We start from the raw sequence: 21383 nt of genomic DNA, 5'->3' as shown, positions 1-21383 counted from the left end.
GCCGGCGACAGCCGGGTGAACAGCAGGTCAACGCCGCGGGCCAGGACGCTGTGCGCTCCGCCCCGCCCGGTACAGGGTAGCCTCGCCGGGGTGAGTGCGAATCCGCCCCTCCCATCGCTCAGCGTCGTGATTCCGGTCTACAACGAACAAGACTGGATCGACCGCAGCGTCGGCGCGTTGATCGCCTCGGCCGAGGCGGCGCGGTGGCCGGTGGAAATCCTTGTCGTGGACGACGGGAGCACCGACGGCACGCCCGCCCGGCTCGCCCGGCTGCGCGACCAGCACGGCATCACCGTGCTGAGCCAGTCCAACAGCGGCCGGTTCGAGGCCCGCCGGGCCGGAATGGCGAAGGCGTCCGGCGAATGGCTGCTGCTGCTGGACAGTCGCGTGATCGTGGACACCGGCAGCCTCGGGTTTCTGCGCGACCAGCTGACCGGCCACCCCGAACGCACGGCCTGGAACGGCCACATCAACGTCGCCTCCGAGCACAATCCGTACGCCGGTTTCATGGCCGGGCTGGTCGCGTTCTCGTGGCGCAAGTACTTCGCGGATCCGAAGCTGACGTCGTTCGGCATCGAGGAATTCGACCTGTACCCGAAGGGCACCGGATTCTTCTGCGCCCGCCGCGATCTGCTCGAGGGCTCCGCCGCCGCTTTCGAATCGTTGTTCGACGACGTCCGGCTGGCCAGCGACGACACCCGCATGCTGCGCTGGATCGCCGAACGCGCGCGCATTCACCTCGCCCCGCAGTTCTCCGGGACCTACCACGGCCGCGATTCGCTCAAGAAGTTCTGGGCGCAGTCGTTCTTCCGCGGCACCACGTACGTGGATTCCTACCTCGGTTCGCCCGGCCCGGCGCGCACCGCGCTGTTCGGCGCGCTCGCGGTCGGCGCGGTCGGAGCCGGGCTGGCCGTGAAGAAGCCGAAAACGACTGCCGCGCTCGGGATCGCCGGGTCGGCGGCGGCCGCGGCCGCGGTCAAGAAGTGCGGGGCCAGCACCGCCGAGGCGCGTGCGGTGGGCACCTTGCTGCCGGTGTTCGCGGCCGGGTTCGGGTCGGGCGTGTTCCGCGGTTTGTTCCTCGCCTTGCGCGCCCGGCTGCGGCGCCGATGAGCGTGGCGGACACCGGCGCGGCGGCCAACGGGGTCGTCCGGGACACCCATCGCACCGCGGGCAAACTCGGCGGTTCGCTGATCGCGGCGATCATCCTCGGCTACGTCCTCACCGTCGCCTGTGCGCGGCTGCTGCCGCCGGACCAGTACGCCACCTTCCTCACGTTCTGGGGCCTGCTGATGGGCCTCGGCAGCGCGTTGTCCCCGCTGGAGCAGGAGCTCTCCCGGCAATCCGCGACGGCGGCGCTGACCGGTGGCGTCGCCGGCCGCGGGGCGCTGCGCGCCGTGGTTGTCTCGGCGGCGGCCGCGGGGGCGTTCGGGCTGGCGCTGCTCATCCCGCCGATCAACGACCGGCTGTTCCACGGCACCTGGGAACTCGCGCTGGTGGTGGTGGCCGGCGGGATCGCGTTCGCCTGCCAGTTCGGCGTGCGCGGCCTGCTGATCGGCCAGCACCAGGTCAAGCACTTCGCCGGGTTGATCGTCGCCGAACCCGCGGTCCGCGCGCTGGTGCTGGGCCTGCTGGTGATCGCCACCGCGTACCGGCTGGTGCCGCTGGCGCTGGCGGTCGCGGCCGGATCGTTCGCCTGGCTGCTGTTCATCCGCAAGGCGTGGCGGCTGCTGGACGTCCGCGCGGACGGCGACGGCTGGGCGGTCACCAGCCGCCGGATGCTCATGCTGCTGCTCGGCGCGGCCCTTACCGCGACGGTCATCACCGGGTACCCCGCGCTGGTCGGCCTGCTCGCTCCCGGCGGCGACCGGGACCGGCTCGGCGCGGTGTTCGCCGCGCTGGTCATCGCCCGGCTGCCGCTGACGCTGGTCGCGCCGGTGCAGTCGCTCGCCGTGCCGTTCGTGGTGCGGCTCTCCGCCACCGCGGACGGCCGGGGCCGGCTGCGCCGAGTCCTGCTGCTGGGCACTTTCGCCGCGCTCGCGCTGGCCGCGCTCGGCGCGCTGGTCGGCATGCTGATCGGGCCGTGGGCGGTCGAACTCGTCTACGGAGCCGCCTACCAGGTGGACGGCTGGGCGGTCGCCGGGCTCGTGTGGTCGTCGGTGTTGCTGGTGCCGATGCAGTTGCTCACCGCCGTGCTGGTGGCGCGCGCCCAGGCCAACCGCGTGTTGATCACCTGGGCAGTGGTCGCGGTCACCGCGGCGGCGTTGCTGCTGGCCATTCCGGGTGACACCGTGCTGCGCGCCGTCGTTTCGCTCGCCGTCGCGCCGATGGCCGGGCTCGTCGTCGTGCTGGTATTCGTACTCACAAATTCGGCCGCGGAAGCAACCTCTGACACGGGTGAAGCGTGTTCTTAGCGTCGCAGTAGTGTGAGTTCCGAGCCGCCGATTCCCGGCGTGCGTCGGATGGCGAAAGCCAATCAGGGTTGGATTCGAATTCGATGAACGTTCTTCTGGTGCTGCTTGCATTCTGGGTGCCTGGGCTCGTCTTCGGAGCGGCCATCCGGTTGCGCGGGTGGACGCTCGCCGCGGCGGCGCCGCTGCTGACGTTCGGGATCATCGCGCTCGGCGTCCCGGTGCTGGGCGGCCTCGGCGTCCGCTGGTCGCTGCTCAACGTCGTGCTGTGGACGCTGGTGCTCGCCGTCGTCGGCTTCGGGCTGGCGTTCGGGGCGCAGCGGCTGCGTGCCCGCAGGCACCCGGACTGGGCGGGCGAGGAGCCGGCGAAGCTGCCGCTGCGCGACCACCTCGTGATGGCGGCGGGCGTCGTCGTCGCACTGGGCGTGGGCGCGGTCACCTTTTTGCGCGGCTCCGGCGGGATCAACACCGTCCAGCAGGGCTTCGACGCGCCCTTCCACGGCAACCTGGTCCGCTGGATCGCCGAACACGGCGACGCCCGGCCGTCCACCGTGGGCACTATCGCCAACCTGCCGAACCAGGGCAATTACTTCTACCCGGACACGTATCACGCCTTGCTCGCGCTGGTCTTCGGCAAGGGCGGGCTGACCATGATGCCCACGCTGAACCTGGCCGCGCTGGCGGTGATTTTCACCGTGCCGTTCGGGGTCGCCGCGCTGTGCCGGGTCTGGGGCATGCCCGCGCTCGGCACCGCCGCGGCCGCCGCGGTCAGCACGTGGTTCAGCGCCTTCCCGTACGACTCGTTGTGGCGCGGTCCGTTGTGGCCCTACGTCGCCGGCGTCGCGTTGATTCCGGCGATGCTGGCGCTCGGCCGCTATTTGCTGAAGCCGAACGGCATCGCCGGTCCGGTCGCGATCGGTGTCGGCGTGGCCGGGTTGTGCGGTCTGCACACCAGCGTCGTGTTCGTGGTCGTTGTTTATTTCCTGCTTATTCTTGTCGCCGTTCTCTGCCGTTTCGAGAAGATCGAATGGCGGCGCAGCCTGCCGTCGCTGATCGCGACCGGCGGGCTGGCGATCGTGCTCGGCGTGCCGCTGGTGCTGCCCTCGCTGTACAACGCCGGCGGGGTCACGAGCGCGTACTGGGCGCCGGAGACCACGCTCGCCGGCGGCTTGGGCCAGACGATCACGTTCTCGCCGATGTCGGACTTCCCGCAGTGGTGGATCGGCGTGCCCGCGTTCATCGGGCTCGTCCTGCTGGTGCGGCACCGGCGGATGCTGTGGCTGGTCGCCGCGTACGTCGTGTTCGGCGGCCTCTTCATGCTGACGGTGTCCATCAACTCGCCGATCATGCAGAAGATGACCAGCCTCTTCTACAACGACCACTGGCGGATCGCCGCGCTGGTGCCGTTGGCGGGCGCGGTCGCGTTCGGAGAGTTCGCGCACACCGGGGCCGCCTGGTTCACGCGGAAGGTGCAGCCGCGGGTCAACCTCAAGCCGGCCGTGCTCGGCGTGCTCGGGGTCGTCCTGTTGCTGGTGGTGTGCGGCGGCCTGAGCAAGGGCGGCTACATCGGCCGCAACGCGAGCCGGCTGGCCGTCACCTACCGGGACGGGCCGACCGTGTCCAAGGCGGAGGAAGCCGCCTTCGCCTGGCTGGGCCAGCACACCGTGCCGGGCGAGCGGGTGATGAACAACCGGTCCGACGGTTCCGTGTGGATGTACGCACTGGCCGGAGTCCAGCCGGTCGAGTGGACCTTCTACGGCGCCGAGGCGAACACCAAGGCCGGGTACCTGAGCGCGTGGGTCAACGACATCGACAAGTACCCGCGGGTCCGCGCGGACCTCACCGACCTGCGGGTGCGCTATCTGATCCAGGGCAAGGGGTTGGCCACGGAAAACGCGATCCAGTCCGTCGGCGTGGTGCGGGTCCAGCCCGGCCCGCAGTTCCGCGTGGTGTTCCACAACGAGGGCGCGACGATCTACGAAATCGCCGGACAGTCCGGCGTGACCGGCCCTACCACAGCGAACGGTCAGTGAGCGGTTAAAGTGGCTGCCGTGTCCAGCACATCCGTGAGCACTCGACGCGTGCTCATCGTGATGCCCGCGCTCAATGAGCAAGACAGTGTCGCTTCGGTGCTCGCCCAGGTCAAGCAGTCGCTGCCGGGTGCGGACGTGCTGGTGGTCGACGACGGTTCGACCGACCGCACCGCCGAACTCGCCCGCGCCTGCGGCGTCCGGGTGGCCCGGCTGTCGGTGAACCTCGGCGTGGGCGGCGCGATGCGCACCGGTTTCCGTTACGCCGCCGCCCGCGGCTACGACGCTGTCGTCCAGGTCGACGCCGACGGCCAGCACGACCCGGACGAGGTCGGCGCCTTGTTGCGGCTCCTCGACGAGGGCGCCGACATCGCGATCGGCTCCCGGTTCGCCGGCAAGGGCGCCTACCGCGCGGTCGGGCCGCGCAAGTACGCGATGGTCGTGCTGTCGCTGGTGTTCAGCAAGCTGTCCGGCAGCAAGCTCACCGACGTCACCTCCGGGTTCAAGGCGATGGGCCCGCGCGCGATCCGCCTGTTCGCCGGCTACTACCCGGCCGAGTACCTCGGCGACACGGTCGAGGCGCTGGTGATGGCGATCCGGGCGAAACTGTCCATCCGGGAGACCCCGGTGGTCATGCGCGAACGAGCGGGCGGCAAACCGAGCCATTCGCCGGTGAAGTCCGCGGTGTACCTGGGCCGCGCGGGGCTCGCCCTGCTGCTCGCGCTCGTGCGCCGTCGTCCGTCCGTCGACTCGTCCGTCACGGCGTAGGGAGGCTCCATGGCAGGCTGGCAGGTACTGAGCATCGTCATCGCGGCTCTGGTGCTGCTCGTCGTCGTCGAGATGATGCGGCGGCGCAAGCTGCGCGAGAAGTACGCCGGCATCTGGCTCGTGGTGGCGCTCGGCGTCGTGGTGCTCGCGGTGGTCCCGCCGGTCGCGGAGTTCCTGGCGCATCTCACCGGGGTCGCCACCCCGTCGAACTTCGTGTTTTTCCTGGCCGGCGTGGTGCTTGCGCTGGTCGCGCTGCAGCTGTCGACCGAGGTCGGGCACCTGGAGGAAGAGGTGCGGACCGCGGTCGAGGAGACCGCGTTGCTGCGCTGCGAACTCGAAGACACCCAGCGCGAGCTCGAAGCGCGCATCGCGGAGCTGGAGAAGCGCACGTCCGCACCCGACAATGTGGACGGCCTGCCTGAAGCGAGCCCGGCACGCGTTCTCTGATCTCCGCGCTGCTCGCCGCTCCGGCCCGGCTCGGCGGCGTCCGGGTGCTCGCCATCGATGGTCCATCCGGGGCCGGGAAATCCACTCTCGCCGCTGAGGCGGTCGAAGCTCTCGGGCCGCGTGCCGCGCTGGTCAGCACCGATGCCTTCGCCACTTGGGACGATCCCGTCGCGTGGTGGCCGCAGCTGGAAGACGGCGTGCTGACGCCGCTGGCGCAAGGCAGGCCCGGCGAGTACCGCCGAGTGGACTGGACCTCCGGCACGCCGCGGCCCGGCGAGCTGGTGCGCGTCGAAGTGCCCGAGGTGCTGGTGCTGGAAGGCGTCTCGAGTGGACGCCGGGCACTGCGGTCGAGGTTGTCGTGGCTGTGCTGGATCGAGGGCGGGACCGAGGCTGAACGGTTGTCCAGGGCGGTCGCCCGGGACGGCGAGGTGGCCCGCGGCGAGCTGCGGCGCTGGCAGTTGTTCGAACGCGGCTGGTTCGCCGTCGACGGCACTCGCGAGGCGGCGGACCAGCTGGTCTGAACAACCGGAATGCCTGCTCGACATCGGTTTGCGGCCAGCGAAAACGGCTATTGCGCGGAATGCGCGAGCGCTGGAAACTCGAGTACATTCGGGCTGTTCCGATGTCCTTCGCGGGCAACTCCGAAGGCCCGTCTCACGAGTTCCGGAACATCCACGGCACCCGGAACGGACAACCCGCTCCGCTAGGCCAACCGGGTGAGCAAACCGCCACTCAACGTACCAAACCGGCGGTTTTCGCTACGCAGAGCGCACAATTGCCGACACGTTGCGGTCAATTTGGGGCTTACGTAGCGCGATCGTAACCTCACGTGCTTAAGCGGGGGCCGAGTTCCCGCTAGTGTCACCGAACACACCGATCGCACTGGTCTTCCCGAACTGACCGCCGACGGTGAATTTCGATACACCGAACATTCCCAAGGGGTGCCAGATGCAGCAATTGCGGCTGACCCGAACACGCCGGGCAGCTCTGATCGGACTCGCGGGCGCGCTCGCGGTCTCGCTGTCCGCGTGCGCGGAATCGAAGCGCGACGAGTCCGGAGGCGGTGGTTCCGGGGGCACCATGGTCTTCGGCAACACCGGCAACCCGAAGATGTTCGACCCGATCTTCAACGACGAGGGCGAGACGTTCCGGATCACCCGGCAGATGCTGGACACGCTGATCCAGAACAAGCCGGGCACCGCTGACCTGGCCCCGTCGCTCGCCACGAAGTGGACGCCGAGCAACGACGGCAAGACCTGGACGTTCGACCTCAAGCAGGGCGTGAAGTTCAGCGACGGCACCGCGTTCGACGCGAAGGCCGTCTGCTTCAACTTCGATCGCTGGTACAACATGAAGGGCGCCACCGCCCAGAGCCAGATGATCTACTACGGCGACGTCTTCGAGGGCTTCGCGAACAACGAGGGCACCACCAAGGGCCAGCCGGTCTACAAGAGCTGCGAGGCGAAGGACGACCACACCGCGGTTCTGAACCTGACCCGCGCGAAGGGCGCCTTCCCGGCCGCGTTCACGCTGCCGTCGTTCGCGATCCAGAGCCCCACCGCGCTGCAGAAGTACAACGCGGACAAGGTCACCGGCTCCGGCACGTCGATCACGTATCCGGAGTACGGCTACAAGCACCCGACCGGCACCGGCCCCTTCAAGTTCGAGGGCTGGGACCAGGGCAACGGCCAGATCACCTTGGTGCGCAACGACACCAGCACGATGCCGCAGCCGGCGAAGCTGGACAAGCTCGTGTTCAAGGTGATCCCGGACGAGAACGCCCGCAAGCAGGCGCTCAAGGCGGGCGACATCAACGGGTACGACTTCCCGGCCCCCGCCGACTACGGACTGCTGCGCAACGACGGCGAGCAGGTGCTGATCCGCCCGTCGTTCAACGTGCTCTACCTCGGCATCAACCAGGGCGGCCCCAACGGCGCGAAGCTGGCGAACCCCAAGGTCCGCCAGGCGCTGGCCTACGGCATCAACCGCGAGCAGTTCGTGCGCTCCAAGCTGGCCGAGGGTTCCGAGGTCGCGACCGAGTTCGTGCCGAAGGCGATCTCCGGCTACACCGACGACGTGACCAAGTACCCGTACGACAAGGAACGCGCCAAGCAGCTCCTGAAGGAAGCCGGCGCCGAGGGCATGACCCTCAAGTTCTACTACCCGACCGAGGTCACCCGGCCTTACATGCCGAACCCGGCCGACACCTACACCGCGATCTCCGAGGACCTGAAGGCCATCGGCATCAACGTGCAGCCGGTCGCGGAGTCGTGGAACGGCGGGTACAAGGACGACGTGCAGCAGAACAGCAAGCAGGACATCCACCTGCTCGGCTGGACCGGTGACTACAACGACGCGGGCAACTTCGTCGGCACCTTCTTCGGCCGCCCGAAGCCGGAGTTCGGCCTCACCGACCAGAACAACCAGGGCATCTTCAAGGCGCTCGCCGACGCGGACGCCGCGCCCGCCGGCGACGCGCACACCAAGGCGTACCAGGACGCCAACAAGAAGATCATGGAATACCTGCCCGCCATCCCGATCGCCTACCCGACGCCGGCGATCGTGGTCGGCCCGAAGATCAAGGGCGTGGTGGCCAGCCCGCTCACCGACGAACGCTTCGACACCGTCACGATCGGCTGACGTGCTCCACTGAGCAGCCAGGCCAAGGGCAGGTGCTACCGCGCCTGCCCTTGGCCTCGTTCCCGGGCTGTACACAAAGGACTACTCGTGCTCCGTTTTCTCGTGCGTCGGCTGCTACAAGCGATCCCGACGCTCCTCATCCTGTCCATCCTGGTGTTCGCCTGGTTGCGCTCACTCCCCGGCGGGCCCGCGTCCGCTCTGCTCGGGGACAAGGCGACGCCGGAAAAACTGGCGAACCTCAACCACGTGCTCGGCCTCGACCAGCCGATTTTCGTGCAGTACTTCAAATTCCTCGGCCGCGCGATCACCGGCGATTTCGGCAATTCGCTCGTGTCGGCCCGGCCGGTGATGTCGGAGATCGGCACCTTCCTTCCCGCCACCATTGAACTGGGCATCTCGGCGATGATCATCGCCGTGGTGGCCGGCATTTCGTTCGGCTATCTCGCCGCCCGGTTCCGCGGCCAGGTCGTCGACAACGTCATCATCGTGCTGACCCTGGTCGGCGTCGCGGTGCCGATCTTCTTCCTCGGCTACATGATGCAGGACCTGCTTTCCACGCCGCTCGGCTTGCCGTCGCAAGGCAGGCAGGCTCCCGGCATCGACGCCACCGTCGTCACGCATTTCGCCATTCTCGACGGAATGATGACCGGCGAATGGGACGCGGTCTGGGACGCGATCAAGCACCTCATTCTTCCCGCTCTCGCGCTCGCGACGATTCCGCTCGCGGTGATCACCCGGATCACCCGCGCGTCGGTGCTCGACGTGTTCAACGAGGACTTCATCCGCACCGCGAACTCCAAGGGCCTCACCCAGCCCGTGGTCCGCCAGCGGCACGTGCTGCGCAATGCCTTGCTGCCGGTGATCACCACGATCGGCCTGCAGACCGGCGCGCTGCTCGGCGGCGCCGTGCTGACCGAGCGAGTGTTCAACTTCCGCGGCCTCGGATTCCTTCTGGCGGAAGGGATCGACAAGCGGGACTACCCGCGGCTGCAGGCGCTGCTGCTTCTCGGGGCACTGGTCTACGTGCTCGTGAACATGCTCGTGGATATTTCCTACGGGCTCATCGACCCGAGGGTGCGTGTGCGGTGAACACTCTGCTGAACAAGAAGAAAGAGCCGATCGACAAGCTCGCCGCCGCTTCGGCGGGTGGGCGCAGCCTCGGCGCCGAGGCGCTGCGCCGGATGCTGCGCAGCCCGGTCGCGATCGTCGGCGGTGTGATCACCCTGCTGTTCCTGCTGCTGGCGATTTTCGCGCCGCTGCTCGCGCCGAAGGACCCGCAGGTCCGGTATCTGCAGGACCAGGTCGTCCTCGGCCGGGGCATCATTCCGGGCGCGCAGCCCGGTTTCCCGCTCGGCGTCGACGACTTCGGCCGCGACTTCCTGTCCCGGCTGCTGATCGGCGCACAGCAGACGCTGCTGGTCGGCGTGCTCGCCACGGTGATCGGCGTGCTGCTCGGCGCGCTCATCGGCGGGCTCGCGGGCGCGTTCGGCGGCTGGGTCGACACCGTCCTCATGCGCATCGTCGACGTGCTGCTGGCGTTTCCCTCGCTGCTGCTGGCGATTTCGATCGCGGCGCTGTTCGCGAAGCCGAGCCAGTGGACGGTGATCATCGCGGTGTCGATCATCGGCGTGCCGATTTTCGCCCGGCTGCTGCGCGGTTCGATGCTCGCCCAGCGAGAGGCAGACCACGTGCTGGCGGCGACGTCGCTCGGTGTGAAGAGGACGACGATCGTGTTCCGGCACATGCTGCCGAACTCGCTCGGCCCGGTGATCGTGCAGGCGACGCTGACCCTGGCGACCGCCATCCTGGAGGCCGCGGCGCTGTCGTTCCTCGGTCTCGGCGACCCGGACCCGACCCGCGCGGAGTGGGGATTGATGCTGGGCAACGCTTCCCAGCACTTCCTCGACATCCGGCCCGAGCTGGCTTACTACCCGGCGATCGCGATCATCATCGTGGCGCTCGGGTTCACCCTGCTCGGCGAGTCCCTCCGCGAAGCCCTCGACCCGAAGAACCGGCGGTGACCCCGTGGCACTTCTCGAAGTCCGCGACCTGAAGGTCGTGTTCCAGCGCCGCGGCGAAAGCCCGTTCACCGCGGTCGACGGCGTGAGTTTCGACGTCGAACCCGGCCAGACGGTCGGTCTGGTCGGCGAGTCCGGCTGCGGCAAGTCGGTGACCTCGCTCGCGATCATGCGGCTGCTCGCCAAGCGCGGCAACACCGTCAGCGGTTCGGTGCGCTTCGAAGGCACCGACCTGCTGACCCTGTCCGACCGCGAAATGCGCGACCGCCGTGGCCGCGACCTCGGCATGGTGTTCCAGGACCCGCTGTCCTCGCTGAACCCGGTCATCCCGATCGGGCTGCAGATCACCGAGGTGCTGGAGCGCCACCGCGACATGCCGCGCAAGAAGGCGCGGATCGAAGCGGCGGAACTGCTCGACAAGGTCGGCATTCCCGACCCGACGCGGCGGCTTTCCGAGTACCCGCACCAGCTTTCCGGCGGGATGCGCCAGCGCGCGCTGATCGCGATCGCGCTGGCGTGCCGTCCTCGGCTGCTCATCGCGGACGAGCCGACCACCGCGCTCGACGTGACGATCCAGGCGCAGATCCTCGCCCTGCTGCGGGAACTGGTGCAGGACACCGGAACCGCGCTGGTGATGATCACGCACGACCTCGGCGTCGTCGCCGGGCTCTGCGACGAGGTCAACGTGCTCTACGGCGGCCGGATCGTGGAGCGCCAGGAACGGCATTCGCTGTTCGCGCAGCCGCGGCATCCGTACACGCACGGCCTGCTGGCCTCGATCCCGCGGCTCGACGAGGGCCGCGGCGAGAAGCTGGTGCCGATCCGCGGTTCGGTCGCCGACAACATCCCGTGGGACGGCGGGTGCGCGTTCGCGCCGCGCTGCCCGAACGCGGTCGCGGCCTGCCTGGAAGATTCGCCGGAGCTGGTTCCCGACCGGAACGGCTTGCTGCGCTGCCACAACCCGGTGCAACCCGCCGTGGCGGCAGGAGGAGGAACCCGATGACGGTGGCGAACACCGACGAGGTGCTGCTCGAGGTCACCGGCCTCAAGGTGCACTTCCCGATCAAGCGCGGCATCGTCGTGGACCGCACGGTGGGCCACGTGTTCGCGGTGGACGGGGTCGACCTGTCGATCCGCCGCGGCGAAACCTACGGCCTGGTCGGCGAATCCGGCTGCGGCAAGTCGACGCTCGGCCGCGCGATCCTGCGGCTCAACGAGCCGACCGACGGCAAGGTCGTGTTCGACGGCACCGACGTCGCCCAGCTCAAGGGCGAGCAGCTGCGCAAGGCGCGGCGGCGGATGCAGATGGTGTTCCAGGACCCGATGTCGAGCCTGGACCCGCGCCAGTCGGTCGAGTCGATCCTCGTCGAGGGCATGCGCGCGCACGGGCTCGACAAGGACAAGGAATCCACCGCGAAGCGGCTGCGCGAGCTGCTGAGCGCGGTCGGCCTGCCGGAGACCGCGCTGCGGAAGTACCCGCACGAGTTCTCCGGCGGCCAGCGCCAGCGCATCGGCATCGCGCGGGCGCTGTCGGTGGAGCCGGACCTGATCGTCGCCGACGAACCGGTGTCCGCACTGGACGTTTCGGTGCAGGCGCAGGTGGTGAACCTGCTGGAGGATCTGCAGGAAGAGCTCGGTCTCACCTACGTGGTGATCGCGCACGACCTCGCGGTGGTCCGGCACATCTCCGACCGGATCGGCGTGATGTACCTCGGCGCGCTGGTCGAGGAGACGACGTCGGAGGAGCTGTACCAGAACCCGCTGCACCCGTACACGCGCGCGCTGCTGTCGGCGATTCCGGTGCCGGACCCGGTCGTGGAGGACAGCCGGGAGCAGATCCTGCTCGCCGGCGACCTGCCGTCGCCGGCCAATCCGCCGTCGGGCTGCCGCTTCCACACGCGCTGCCCGTGGAAGCAGGAAAGCCTCTGCGACACCGATCGCCCACAGCTGCGCGAGATCGGCGCCGGGCACCGGGTGGCGTGCCACTACGCGGAGGACATCCGCGACGGGCGGATCCAACCGCACAAGGTCGAGGTGGAACTGGTCGACGCCGGGGCGCTGAACCCCGACCTCGGCCCGCCGGACGTCGGTTCGGCCGCCGAGATCCTCTGAGTCGTCCGTGAAGGGCTCCTTGAGGGAATCTGATTCCCTCAAGGAGCCCTTCACGGCTTTTCAGGGCTGGAGATCAACGGCGGCGCGGAACGAACCGTCCATGTGGAACGGCGTCGAGCTGTGCTCGTGCGAGATCAGCCAGCCGTTTTCGAGCCGCCGCAAGGCAAACGTGCTGCGGAACCAGAGAGTGAACGATTCGCTCGCGCCGCGCGGGGTCGCGGTCAGCTTGGTCAGCGCCGTCACCACCGCCAGATCGCCGGACACGGTGATCTCCTCGTCGTGGTGGGTGCGGGAAATCGGACCGTCGAAGGTGCTGAACCACTGCGTGACGTAGTCCGCGGAAGCGCCGGTCGTGCGCAGCGGCGGGGCGAGGTCGAACCGGACCGCCTTGTCGGCGTAGCAGGCGACGAGCCGCTGCGGGTCCTTCGCGTGCGTCGCGGCGGTGTGCTCGGCCAGCAGGTCGCGGATCTCGTTCTCGGACATTTTGTGGTCTCCTTCTCCTCAGGCGGTGCGTACGTCCGGGACGTCGAAGCTGTCCGCGCGGCTTCGACATCAGGGGTAGAAGACTTTTTCGAGGAGGCTTCGGATGAAGTATCTGGTCCTGATCTACGGCAACCCGGCGTCGCGCGCGGCCTGGGCGGGGATGACCGACGAGCAGAAGGCCGAGGGCCTGCGTGCCTACCAGCGGTTCCACGAGGAGCTGGAAGGCGAGCGGATTGTCTCCGAGCGGCTGGCCGCGCCGGACCTGACGAAGCAGGTCCACGTACGCGCCGACGGCGTGAGCACCACCGACGGCCCGTTCGCCGAGATCAAGGAACAGCTCGCCGGCTTCTACCTGCTGGAATGCGATTCGGAGGCCCGCGCGCTGGAGATCGCCGCGCGGATCCCGGAGGCCCCGTTCGCGACGATCGAGGTGCGGCCGGTGATGGGCCTGACCGGCGACGTGGACTTCGAGCTGTGATCGACAGCCTCCTGCGGGATCTCATCCCGCAGGTGCTGACCGCGCTCGTGCGCCGCTACGGCGATTTCGGCAAATGCGAGGACGCCGTGCAAGAGGCCCTGTTCGCCGCCGCCGTGCAATGGCCGAAGGACGGTGTTCCGGACAACCCGAAGGCCTGGCTCATCACGACGGCCTCGCGGCGGCGGATCGAGATGTGGCGCACCGAAGCCGCGCGCATTCGTCGTGAGGAGACGGTGGCGGCGATGGAACCGCCGTCTTTCGAACTCGTGCCGCAGCAGGACGACACCCTCACCCTGCTGTTGCTCTGCTGCCATCCGGCCCTGACCCGGCCGTCGCAGGTGGCTCTCACTTTGCGTGCCGTCGGCGGCCTCACCACTGCGGAGATCGCGCGGGCGTATCTCGTCCCGGAGCCGACTATCGGCCAGCGGATCAGCCGAGCGAAACACAAACTGCGCGGGGCGGAGTTCGCGTTGCCGCCGCAGGACGAGCTGCCGGAACGCGTCGCCGCGGTCTTGCAGGTGCTGTACCTGGTGTTCACCGAAGGCCACACCGCCAGCTCCGGCAGCGCGGTGAACCGCGTCGAGCTGACCGCCGAAGCGATCCGGCTCACCCGGCAACTGCACGCACTGCGGCCTGCCGACGGCGAGGTCGCCGGCCTGCTCGCCCTCATGCTGCTCACCGACGCCCGTCGGCCCGCCCGCACCGGTCCGGACGGAATCCCCGTGCCGCTGGCCGAACAAGATCGCTCACGCTGGGACGCGTCCGCGATCGCCGAAGGCAGCGCGCTCATCGAACACGCGCTGGCCACCACCCCGGTCGGCCCGTACCAGCTGCAGGCCGCGATCGCCGCCGTGCACGACGAAGCCCCGACCGCCGACGCGACCGATTGGCCGCAGATCCTGCTGCTGTACGACCTTCTCCAGCAGATCGCCCCCGGCCCGATGGTCACCCTCAACCGCCTGGTCGCGCTCGCCCGCGTCGAAGGCCCGGCGCTCGCACTGAGCGAACTGGACGCCACCGACGTGGACCACTACCGCGCCGACGTCGTCCGCGCGCATCTCCTGGAACTCTCCGGCGACCCGCAAGGCGCCCACGATTGCTACGTACGCGCCGCCCAGCGCACGTTGAGCCTGCCGGAACGGGAGTACCTCGAATCGCGCGCTTTGCGTGTTATGTCGGAAAAACCCTGAAAAACCCTGCCGTAAGACGGACCCCACCCCCGACTCCAGGTGGACGCGAGGATCGCCGCAAGCTGGGTACCCTGCGGAGACCAGGCACGAATCACAAGGGGGTTGGCAGTGAACATCGACCACGTGCTGGAGGCGATCCCTCCGCTCTCGGTCTACCTGTTGGTGGGCTTGGTGGTGATGGTCGAAAGCCTGGGCATCCCGCTGCCGGGGGAGATCGTGCTGGTGAGCGCGGCGCTGCTGGCGTCGTCGCACAGCGGGCTGAACCCGGTGTGGATCGGCGCGCTGGCCACCGCGGGCGCGATCATCGGCGACAGCATCGGATACCTGATCGGCCGCAAGGGCGGCAAACGGCTGTTCGCGTGGGCGGGCCGGAAGTTCCCCAAGCATTTCGGCCCCGATCACATCGCGAGCGCCGAACGGATGTTCCACAAACGCGGCATGTGGGCGGTGTTCTTCGGCCGGTTCGTCGCGGTGCTGCGCATCCTGGCCGGCCCGCTCGCCGGGTCGCTCAACATGCACTACCCGCGCTTCCTGATCGCGAACGCCCTCGGCGGCATCGTGTGGGCGGGCGGAACGACGGCGCTCATCTACTACCTGGGCGTGGTCGCCGACAAGTGGCTGAAGGGCTTCCAGTGGGCAGGCCTGGGAGCGGCGTTGGTGATCGGCGTGGTGGTGACCCTGGTGCTGAAGAAGCGCATGGCCCGCCACGCGGCGGAGTCGGCCTCGGCTTCGTCCTCGTCGTCGGAGAAGAACGACGCGGTGGCCTGACGTTTTCGGCCCTGGGATTCCCCCGGTGAGTCTTCGGACTCGCTGGGGGTTTCTGTTCTCTGGCCCGGAAATAAGCGATGCCCCGGGCGGCATGCTGAAAGCAGAGGCGACCCGGGGCGTACTAGGCCATACTAGCACATCCCCCCTCGACCGAGAGGGGATGAAGAGGAGGGGCGGCTGATGCCGGAGGAGCCGGGGTGGATCCGGGACGGCTTGTCGACCCCGAGGTTCGCGCCGTATCTCGCGAAGGCAGACGGCGATCTCGCCCGGGCTTGTGCGTTGTACTGGTGGAACATCGAGGTTTCCGCCGCCTTCTACCCCGCGCTGCATTGCCTGGAACTGGCGCTGCGCAACGGTTTGCACCGCACCTTGGCGACGGCGTTCGACCGGGAAGACTGGTGGCGGGTCGCCCCGCTGCGGTCCGACGGCGTGCGCAAACTGGCCGAGGCCCGGCGAAAGCTGACCGTCCGCGAACGGCGGCAGACCCCCGACGATCTCGTGGCCAACCTGTCTCTCGGATTCTGGGTGTCGACCCTCAGCAGCGCCTACGACCGGACGCTGTGGGTCCCGCACCTGCATCGCGCGTTCGCCTTCTACCGCGGGAAACGGCGCGATCTGCACACCGATTTGCGCACCGTTCTGCTGTTCCGCAACCGGATCATGCACCACGAGCCGATTCATCACCGGCATCTGTGGAAGGACCACGAGACGATTCTGCGCGTGCTCGGCTATCTGGTTCCGGAGCTGGCCGGCGAGCTGAAGACCTACGACCGGGTACCCGAGTTGCTGCGGCAGCGTCCCGCCGGATAACCCTCACACCGGCAGCAATTCCTCCGGCGTAACCGTGGGCTTCCGCCGCAACGACCCCAGCAGCACCCCGCCGATCACCACCGCCGCGGCGACCAGCGTCAGCACCGTCGGCACCTCGCCGAGGATGAAGAACGACGCCGTCAACCCCACCACCGGCACCAGCAGCGAGAACGGCGCGACCACGCCCGCCGGGTTGCGGCGCATCAATGTGGTCCAGATCCCGGACCCGATGACCGTCCCGAAGATGACCACGTACGCCAGCCCCGCGACGCCGATCAGACCCGTTTTGGTCCCGAGCGTCGCCAGCGAATGCCACGCGGCGCCGGGGCCCTCGAAGATGCTCGACAGTGCCAGCATCGGCAGCGGCGGCACCACCGACATCCACAGCGTCAGGTGCAGCGGGTTGTCCGGCTCGGCGCGGCGCATGCTCAGGTTGCCGATCGCCCAGCTCAGCGCGGCCAGCAAGGTCAGCACCACCGGCACCAGCGCGGCGTGGGCGGACTGCTGCCACGCGATCGCGGTCATGCCCGCCACCGCGAGCAGGATCCCGGCCAGCTGCCGTCCGGAGACGCGTTCCCGCAGCAGCGCCGCGCCCAGCAGCACGGTGAACGGCGCCGACGCCTGCAGCACCAGCGACGCCAGCCCGGTCGGCATGCCCAGGTGCATCGCGACGAACAGGAACGCGAACTGACCGGTGCCGAACCCGAGCCCGTAGCCGAGGAGGTAGCGCAGCTTCACCCGCGGCCACGGCACGAGGAAAACCGTCGGGATCGCGATCAGCAGGAACCGCAGCGCGCCCGCGAACATCGGCGGGAACTGGCCGAGTGTGGCGTGGATCGCAATGAAGTTGAGGCCCCACAGGACGGCGACGAACACAGCGAGCAGACGGTCCCGGATGGCCATGCTTCTTACTGTGCCTAGGCAAACTTTGAAGCACCAGCGAGAATAACTGCACTGACTGTGTAGCGTTGCTTCACATACACTGCGCGGATGGACTTGGGCAGGCTCCGGACGCTGCGCGAATTCGCCGATCGGGGCAGCGTCACCGCCGCCGCTCAGGCGTTGCACTGCACGCCGTCGGCGATCTCGCAGCAGTTGCGCGCGTTGCAGGCGGAGGTCGGCATCGCGCTCACCGAACCGGCCGGTCGCGGGCTTCGGCTCACCGACGCCGGCCGCGCGCTCGTCGCCCGCGCCGACGACGTGCTGGCCGCGCTGGACCGGGCCGAAGCGGAGCTGGACACCTACCGCAGTGCCCCGCGCGGCCGCGTGCGGATCGCGATCTTCCAGTCCGCCGGCCTGATGCTGCTGCCCGGCCTGCTGCGCCGCATCGACCAGCACGAGAACCTCGAGGTCGACGTCCGCGACGTCGACATGGTCCCGCCGCAGGTGCCTGGCCTGGTCGCGGACTACGACGTCGTCGTCGCCCACCGCGACGAGCACGCGGCCGAGTTCGACACCGAACGCCTCGACGTGGTCCCGCTGCTGCGCGAACCGCTGGACGTCGCCCTCCCGGTCGGCCACCGCCTCGCCCGCAACCGCCGCGTCGGCCTGGCCGATCTCGCGGACGAACGCTGGATCTCGGTAGACCACGGCTTTCCGGTCGACGACGTCCTCCGCTCGCTGACCGTGCGCACCGGCGTGCGGCCGCAGATCGTCCAGCGCATCAACGATTTCCGCATCACCGAACGGCTGGTCGCGGCCGGACACGGGATCGCGCTGATGCCTCGGTACACAATGGACACTCGGCGCGGCAGCGGATTGGTCGGCCGCCCGCTGGCGGGGATCCGAGCGGCGCGGCTGGTGGAAGTCGTGTGCCGCACCGGTGCCGCGAACCGGCCAGCTGTCGCGACCGTGATCGACGAAATGCGCGCCGAAGTAGCCGCCCTCACGACCTAGCTGGGTTCCCTGGCGGGCAGCCCTCGCAGCAACGTATCGAGGAAAAGCTCGAACCGCGGTGCGTCCGGCCCGAGGTCGAGCGGGTTTTCCCGGACGGCGAGCCAGCTGACCGTGCAGGTGATGAAGATGTACCAGCTCTGCTCGGCCAGTTCCGGCGACACCCCGGCATTCGTGAACGCGGCGACCACCTCGGTGTGCAGCCGGCCGAACGAATCCGCGTTGTGCCGATGCGGCCGGGACAACCGGCTCGCATACCCGGGTACCGCGAGAAACTGGTCGTGCATCGCCCACGCGACCTTCGCGAGCCACGGTCGCCAAGACCGGCGCGGCGGCCCCTCCTCGGGAAGCACCCGATCCAGCACTACCTCGCTGACCAGGTCGAACAGCGCGTCCCGATTGGCGACCCAGCGGTAGAGCGCGCCATGCGTCACGCCGAGCCGCGCGGCCAGTTCGCGCATGGTCAGCGTGTCGAGATTCCCGGCGGACAACGCGGCGTCGACGATCCGCTCGCGGTCGAGCTGTGCGGGACGGCCGGGCCGCGGTCGAGTCATAGCCGGGGACTCTACCGAGAAGAATTAGTGACCATTGGTTACAAACGGGTGTAGCGTGGCGGCATGGCAGACATCAAGGGCACCGTGCGGCCCGGCTTCGAACAGGTGCGAGACGAGTTCGCCGCAGTAGCCGACGGATCCGCGCAACTGGCGGCGTACCACCGCGGTGAGCAAGTGGTCGACCTCTGGACCGGCGAGGACATCGATGGAGATTCCTTGATCGGCGCGTACTCCGCGTCGAAAGGGGCGGCGCATCTGACCGTCGCGCTGCTGGTCCAGGACGGCGTACTGGACCTGGACCAGCGAGTGAGCCACTACTGGCCGGAGTTCGCGGTCGAAGGCAAGCAAGACGTCACCTTGCGAGAACTCCTCGCGCACCGAGCCGGAGTGGTCGGCTCCGACGAAGGCTTCAGCCGTGCGGAGCTCGCGGACGACCGGATCGTCGCCGAACGCTTGGCTCGGCAGCGCCCCTTCTGGCGGCCCGGCACCGCATTCGGTTACCACGCATTGGTAATCGGCGCGCTCAGCGGCGAAGTCGTCCGCCGCGTGACCGGCCGCACCCTCCAGGAAAACTTCGCCGATCGCGTCAGCGGTCCGTGCACAGTGGACTTTCATCTCGGCTTGCCCGCCGACCTGGAGCCGCGATTCGTTGCCACGCAACCGATGGTGCTGACTCCCGAACGTCAGCTCCCGCTGCCCGCCGCGAACAGCCTCCAGGGCATCGCGTTCAACCGGCACCACCCGGACGGCCCGGAAGTGTGGGAACTGCCGAACCTGCCGGAGGTCCGGCGGCTCGGTCCGGCGTCGTTCGGCGGGGTCGCCTCGGCCCGCGGTCTGGCCCGGATGTACGCGGCGGCGATCAGCCCGCTGGACGGCGAATCGCCCTTGCTCAAGCCGGAAATCATCGCCGAGTTCGCGCAGATCCATTCCATCGGGCGCGACGTGGTGCTGGGCGAGCAGAAGGCGTTCGGCATCGGATTCCACGCCACCGGCGAGCGTTACCCGGAGCTGGGCCAGGGCAGCTTCGGGCACAGTGGCGCGGGCGGCCAGCAGGCGTTCGCCGATCCCCGAAACGGCATTGCGTACGGCTACACCCGCCGCCGCATCCCGTTCCCCGCGGCGGCCGCTCCAGAGAACGAATCGCTGATCAGGGCGCTGTACTCGGCGCTGCGTGGCGTCGAATCCCAAGGGTGATCGCCGAGCCCAGCAGCACCGCGATGGTCAGCGACAACGCCAGGCTCACTCCCGGCTCGGCAACCAGCTGGCCACCGGCGTAGCCGAGGAACGCGACATACGAGGTCCACAGCAGCACGCCCACCGCGGACGCGGTCAGAAACTCGGCGAACCGCCACCGCAACGAGCCGGCCAGCAGCGCGCCGACCGTTCCGCCGGAAGGCAGCCACCGCGCGACCACCAAGACCGGCCGAGGGTGTCGCTGCAGCCGCCCGTCGAGCCAGGTCAGCCCGGCGGCCAGCTTGCGCCGGCGGCCCAGCCGGGTCAGCATCCGCGCCCCGCCGAACCGTCCGAGCGCGTACAACGCCTGGTCAGACAGCAGGCAGCCGAGGCTCGCGACCGCGATCACGACAGCCAGCGACGTCCCGTGCTGCGCCGCGGCCACGCCCATGCCGAGCAGCGTCACCTCGGTGGGCAACAGCGGCACCAGCGAGACGACGAACAGCAGCACCAGTCCAGCCGTCGTAGCGTTCATGTCTCTATTAACCGCCTTGCCAGTCCAGATGAGTCCCAATCACCGGCACTTCACAGCAAGGCACAGCCGGGACACAGATTCCGCGAACCCGGACAGAGGATGTCAGGGTTCGCGCGCACGCTGGTGGTCCACCGAGAGAAAAGGGGACGAACGGAATGAGCGGGGAACTGGCGGGCAAGGTCGCGCTCGTGGCGGGCGGCACGCGCGGGGCGAGCCGGGCGATCGCGATCGAGCTGGGCCGGGCCGGGGCGTACGTGTACGTCACCGGTCGCACGACGCGCTCCGGGCGGTCCGAAGTGGACCGTCCGGAGACCATTGAGGACACTCTGGAGCGGATCGAAGCCGCCGGCGGCAAGGGAAGCGCGCTGCGGGTCGACCATCTGGTGAGCGACGAGGTCGCCGCGCTCGCCCAGCGGATCGACGCCGAGCACGGCGGGCTCGACATCCTGGTCGACGGCATCTGGGGCGGCGACCGCTACCTGGAGTGGGGCAAACCGGTCTGGGAGCATTCGCTGGACGCCAGCCTGCGGATGATGCGGCTGTCCCTCGACGCCCACCTGATCACCAGCCACCATCTGTTTCCGCTGGTCATCCGCCGTCCGGGCGGGCTCGTGATCGAGTTGACCGACGGCACCGCCGAGTACAACCGGAAGTACCGCGAGGGCACTTCGCTGCCCTACTACCTGGCCAAGGCGGCGATCAACGTCCTGGCCGTCGGCGAGGCGGCCGAGCTGAAAGCGCACGATTGCACGGCGATCGCGTTCACGCCGGGCTGGCTGCGTTCGGAGGCGATGCTGGAGATCTTCGAGGTCACCGAGGAAAACTGGCGCGACGCGACGGTCCGCGAGCCGCACTTCGTGATCTCGGAGTCGCCGGTCTTCTCCGGCCGAACGGTCGTCGCACTCGCCGCCGACGCGGACCGGCACCGGTGGACCGGCCAGACCGTTTCCAGCGGACAGCTGGCGAAGGTCTACGAGATCGACGACGTGGACGGCAGCCGCCCGGACGCGTGGCGGTACATCACCGAAGTCCAGGAACCCGGAAAACCCGCCGACGCCACCGGCTACCGCTGATGC

22 protein-coding genes are annotated in these 21383 nt (G+C 68.9%); 18 read left to right on the top strand and 4 right to left on the bottom strand.

Features of this window, described 5'->3' with window-relative positions:
• The first annotated feature begins 90 nt into the window (after positions 1–90).
• The 11 genes from ABD156_RS03040 (at position 91) to ABD156_RS02990 (ending at position 12423) form a co-directional block, all read left to right on the top strand.
• On the top strand, positions 91–1110 hold the full coding sequence (locus ABD156_RS03040) for a glycosyltransferase family 2 protein (protein WP_344265956.1): 1020 nt from the start codon (positions 91–93) through the stop codon (positions 1108–1110).
• On the top strand, positions 1107–2411 hold the full coding sequence (locus ABD156_RS03035; protein WP_344265952.1) for a hypothetical protein: 1305 nt from the start codon (positions 1107–1109) through the stop codon (positions 2409–2411). The genes ABD156_RS03040 and ABD156_RS03035 overlap by 4 nt, the downstream gene beginning before the upstream one ends.
• An 83-nt stretch (positions 2412–2494) precedes the next feature.
• Positions 2495–4441, top strand: a complete 1947-nt coding sequence (locus ABD156_RS03030) for a DUF6541 family protein (protein ID WP_344265949.1) — start codon at positions 2495–2497, stop codon at positions 4439–4441.
• Between the two features lie 60 nt (positions 4442–4501).
• Positions 4502–5206, top strand: coding sequence for a glycosyltransferase family 2 protein (locus ABD156_RS03025; protein WP_377926893.1), 705 nt, complete (start codon positions 4502–4504; stop codon positions 5204–5206).
• A 9-nt stretch (positions 5207–5215) separates the two neighbouring features.
• Positions 5216–5653: a DUF2304 domain-containing protein gene (locus ABD156_RS03020; RefSeq protein WP_344265943.1), complete on the top strand. Its 438-nt coding sequence runs from the start codon at positions 5216–5218 to the stop codon at positions 5651–5653.
• Between the two features lie 44 nt (positions 5654–5697).
• Entirely contained in the window at positions 5698–6174 is a 477-nt protein-coding gene (locus tag ABD156_RS03015; RefSeq protein WP_344265940.1) for a uridine kinase family protein, read from the top strand.
• A gap of 427 nt (positions 6175–6601) precedes the next feature.
• Positions 6602–8293, top strand: coding sequence for an ABC transporter substrate-binding protein (locus ABD156_RS03010; RefSeq protein WP_344265938.1), 1692 nt, complete (start codon positions 6602–6604; stop codon positions 8291–8293).
• Between the two features lie 87 nt (positions 8294–8380).
• Positions 8381–9382, top strand: a complete 1002-nt coding sequence (locus tag ABD156_RS03005) for an ABC transporter permease (protein WP_344265935.1) — start codon at positions 8381–8383, stop codon at positions 9380–9382.
• Positions 9379–10314 carry an ABC transporter permease gene (locus ABD156_RS03000; RefSeq protein WP_344265932.1) on the top strand — a complete coding sequence of 312 codons (936 nt, stop codon included), beginning with the start codon at positions 9379–9381 and terminating at the stop codon, positions 10312–10314. The genes ABD156_RS03005 and ABD156_RS03000 overlap by 4 nt, the downstream gene beginning before the upstream one ends.
• Before the next feature lie 4 nt (positions 10315–10318).
• Positions 10319–11314, top strand: a complete 996-nt coding sequence (locus ABD156_RS02995) for an ABC transporter ATP-binding protein (RefSeq protein WP_344265929.1) — start codon at positions 10319–10321, stop codon at positions 11312–11314.
• Entirely contained in the window at positions 11311–12423 is a 1113-nt protein-coding gene (locus ABD156_RS02990; protein ID WP_344265926.1) for an ABC transporter ATP-binding protein, read from the top strand. The genes ABD156_RS02995 and ABD156_RS02990 overlap by 4 nt, the downstream gene beginning before the upstream one ends.
• 60 nt (positions 12424–12483) lie before the next feature.
• On the opposite strand, the gene ABD156_RS02985 is transcribed toward ABD156_RS02990, so the two are convergent.
• On the bottom strand, positions 12484–12906 hold the full coding sequence (locus tag ABD156_RS02985) for a YybH family protein (protein WP_344265923.1): 423 nt from the start codon (positions 12904–12906) through the stop codon (positions 12484–12486).
• Between the two features lie 103 nt (positions 12907–13009).
• On the opposite strand from ABD156_RS02985, the gene ABD156_RS02980 reads away from it, so the two are divergent.
• The 4 genes from ABD156_RS02980 to ABD156_RS02965 all read left to right on the top strand — a co-directional run bounded on the left by ABD156_RS02980 (position 13010) and on the right by ABD156_RS02965 (position 16152).
• Positions 13010–13384, top strand: a complete 375-nt coding sequence (locus ABD156_RS02980) for a YciI family protein (RefSeq protein ID WP_344265920.1) — start codon at positions 13010–13012, stop codon at positions 13382–13384.
• On the top strand, positions 13381–14574 hold the full coding sequence (locus ABD156_RS02975; RefSeq protein ID WP_344265917.1) for an RNA polymerase sigma factor: 1194 nt from the start codon (positions 13381–13383) through the stop codon (positions 14572–14574). The genes ABD156_RS02980 and ABD156_RS02975 overlap by 4 nt, the downstream gene beginning before the upstream one ends.
• A 108-nt stretch (positions 14575–14682) precedes the next feature.
• Positions 14683–15342: a DedA family protein gene (locus ABD156_RS02970; protein WP_344265914.1), complete on the top strand. Its 660-nt coding sequence runs from the start codon at positions 14683–14685 to the stop codon at positions 15340–15342.
• A 180-nt stretch (positions 15343–15522) separates the two neighbouring features.
• Entirely contained in the window at positions 15523–16152 is a 630-nt protein-coding gene (locus tag ABD156_RS02965) for a Clp protease/crotonase-like domain-containing protein (protein ID WP_344265911.1), read from the top strand.
• A gap of 3 nt (positions 16153–16155) precedes the next feature.
• Here ABD156_RS02965 and ABD156_RS02960 read toward each other — a convergent pair whose 3' ends face one another.
• Positions 16156–17055 carry an EamA family transporter gene (locus tag ABD156_RS02960; protein WP_344265909.1) on the bottom strand — a complete coding sequence of 300 codons (900 nt, stop codon included), beginning with the start codon at positions 17053–17055 and terminating at the stop codon, positions 16156–16158.
• An 87-nt stretch (positions 17056–17142) separates the two neighbouring features.
• Between ABD156_RS02960 and ABD156_RS02955 the strand changes: the two genes are divergently transcribed.
• Entirely contained in the window at positions 17143–18048 is a 906-nt protein-coding gene (locus ABD156_RS02955; RefSeq protein WP_344265906.1) for a LysR family transcriptional regulator, read from the top strand.
• Here the strand turns inward: ABD156_RS02955 and ABD156_RS02950 are convergent.
• Positions 18045–18599: a TetR/AcrR family transcriptional regulator gene (locus ABD156_RS02950; protein ID WP_344265903.1), complete on the bottom strand. Its 555-nt coding sequence runs from the start codon at positions 18597–18599 to the stop codon at positions 18045–18047. The genes ABD156_RS02955 and ABD156_RS02950 overlap by 4 nt on opposite strands.
• A gap of 63 nt (positions 18600–18662) precedes the next feature.
• Between ABD156_RS02950 and ABD156_RS02945 the strand changes: the two genes are divergently transcribed.
• Positions 18663–19793, top strand: a complete 1131-nt coding sequence (locus tag ABD156_RS02945) for a serine hydrolase domain-containing protein (RefSeq protein WP_344265900.1) — start codon at positions 18663–18665, stop codon at positions 19791–19793.
• Here the strand turns inward: ABD156_RS02945 and ABD156_RS02940 are convergent.
• Entirely contained in the window at positions 19747–20307 is a 561-nt protein-coding gene (locus tag ABD156_RS02940; protein ID WP_344265897.1) for a DedA family protein, read from the bottom strand. The two genes, ABD156_RS02945 and ABD156_RS02940, sit on opposite strands and share 47 nt — an antisense overlap.
• Positions 20308–20462: 155 nt before the next feature.
• Between ABD156_RS02940 and ABD156_RS02935 the strand changes: the two genes are divergently transcribed.
• On the top strand, positions 20463–21380 hold the full coding sequence (locus ABD156_RS02935; RefSeq protein ID WP_344265894.1) for an SDR family oxidoreductase: 918 nt from the start codon (positions 20463–20465) through the stop codon (positions 21378–21380).
• Positions 21381–21383 lie beyond the last annotated feature (3 nt).

It is taken from the genome of Amycolatopsis albidoflavus, from assembly GCF_039525725.1.
GTDB classification, from domain to species: Bacteria; Actinomycetota; Actinomycetes; order Mycobacteriales; family Pseudonocardiaceae; genus Amycolatopsis; species Amycolatopsis albidoflava.
Note: the sequence above shows the minus strand (reverse complement) of the source record. Positions and strands in the feature narration are given on the sequence as shown.

Bases quoted from the DNA above. Each gene is read 5' to 3' on its own strand.
- ABD156_RS03035 (WP_344265952.1), top strand. From the start codon at position 1,107: ATGAGCGTGGCGGACACCGGCGCGGCGGCCAACGGGGTCGTCCGGGAC.
- ABD156_RS03030 (WP_344265949.1), top strand. From the start codon at position 2,495: ATGAACGTTCTTCTGGTGCTGCTTGCATTCTGGGTGCCTGGGCTCGTC.
- ABD156_RS03025 (WP_377926893.1), top strand. From the start codon at position 4,502: ATGCCCGCGCTCAATGAGCAAGACAGTGTCGCTTCGGTGCTCGCCCAG.
- ABD156_RS03020 (WP_344265943.1), top strand. From the start codon at position 5,216: ATGGCAGGCTGGCAGGTACTGAGCATCGTCATCGCGGCTCTGGTGCTG.
- ABD156_RS03010 (WP_344265938.1), top strand. From the start codon at position 6,602: ATGCAGCAATTGCGGCTGACCCGAACACGCCGGGCAGCTCTGATCGGA.
- ABD156_RS02990 (WP_344265926.1), top strand. From the start codon at position 11,311: ATGACGGTGGCGAACACCGACGAGGTGCTGCTCGAGGTCACCGGCCTC.
- ABD156_RS02985 (WP_344265923.1), bottom strand. From the start codon at position 12,906: ATGTCCGAGAACGAGATCCGCGACCTGCTGGCCGAGCACACCGCCGCG.
- ABD156_RS02980 (WP_344265920.1), top strand. From the start codon at position 13,010: ATGAAGTATCTGGTCCTGATCTACGGCAACCCGGCGTCGCGCGCGGCC.
- ABD156_RS02965 (WP_344265911.1), top strand. From the start codon at position 15,523: ATGCCGGAGGAGCCGGGGTGGATCCGGGACGGCTTGTCGACCCCGAGG.
- ABD156_RS02960 (WP_344265909.1), bottom strand. From the start codon at position 17,055: ATGGCCATCCGGGACCGTCTGCTCGCTGTGTTCGTCGCCGTCCTGTGG.
- ABD156_RS02955 (WP_344265906.1), top strand. From the start codon at position 17,143: ATGGACTTGGGCAGGCTCCGGACGCTGCGCGAATTCGCCGATCGGGGC.
- ABD156_RS02950 (WP_344265903.1), bottom strand. From the start codon at position 18,599: ATGACTCGACCGCGGCCCGGCCGTCCCGCACAGCTCGACCGCGAGCGG.
- ABD156_RS02945 (WP_344265900.1), top strand. From the start codon at position 18,663: ATGGCAGACATCAAGGGCACCGTGCGGCCCGGCTTCGAACAGGTGCGA.
- ABD156_RS02940 (WP_344265897.1), bottom strand. From the start codon at position 20,307: ATGAACGCTACGACGGCTGGACTGGTGCTGCTGTTCGTCGTCTCGCTG.
- ABD156_RS02935 (WP_344265894.1), top strand. From the start codon at position 20,463: ATGAGCGGGGAACTGGCGGGCAAGGTCGCGCTCGTGGCGGGCGGCACG.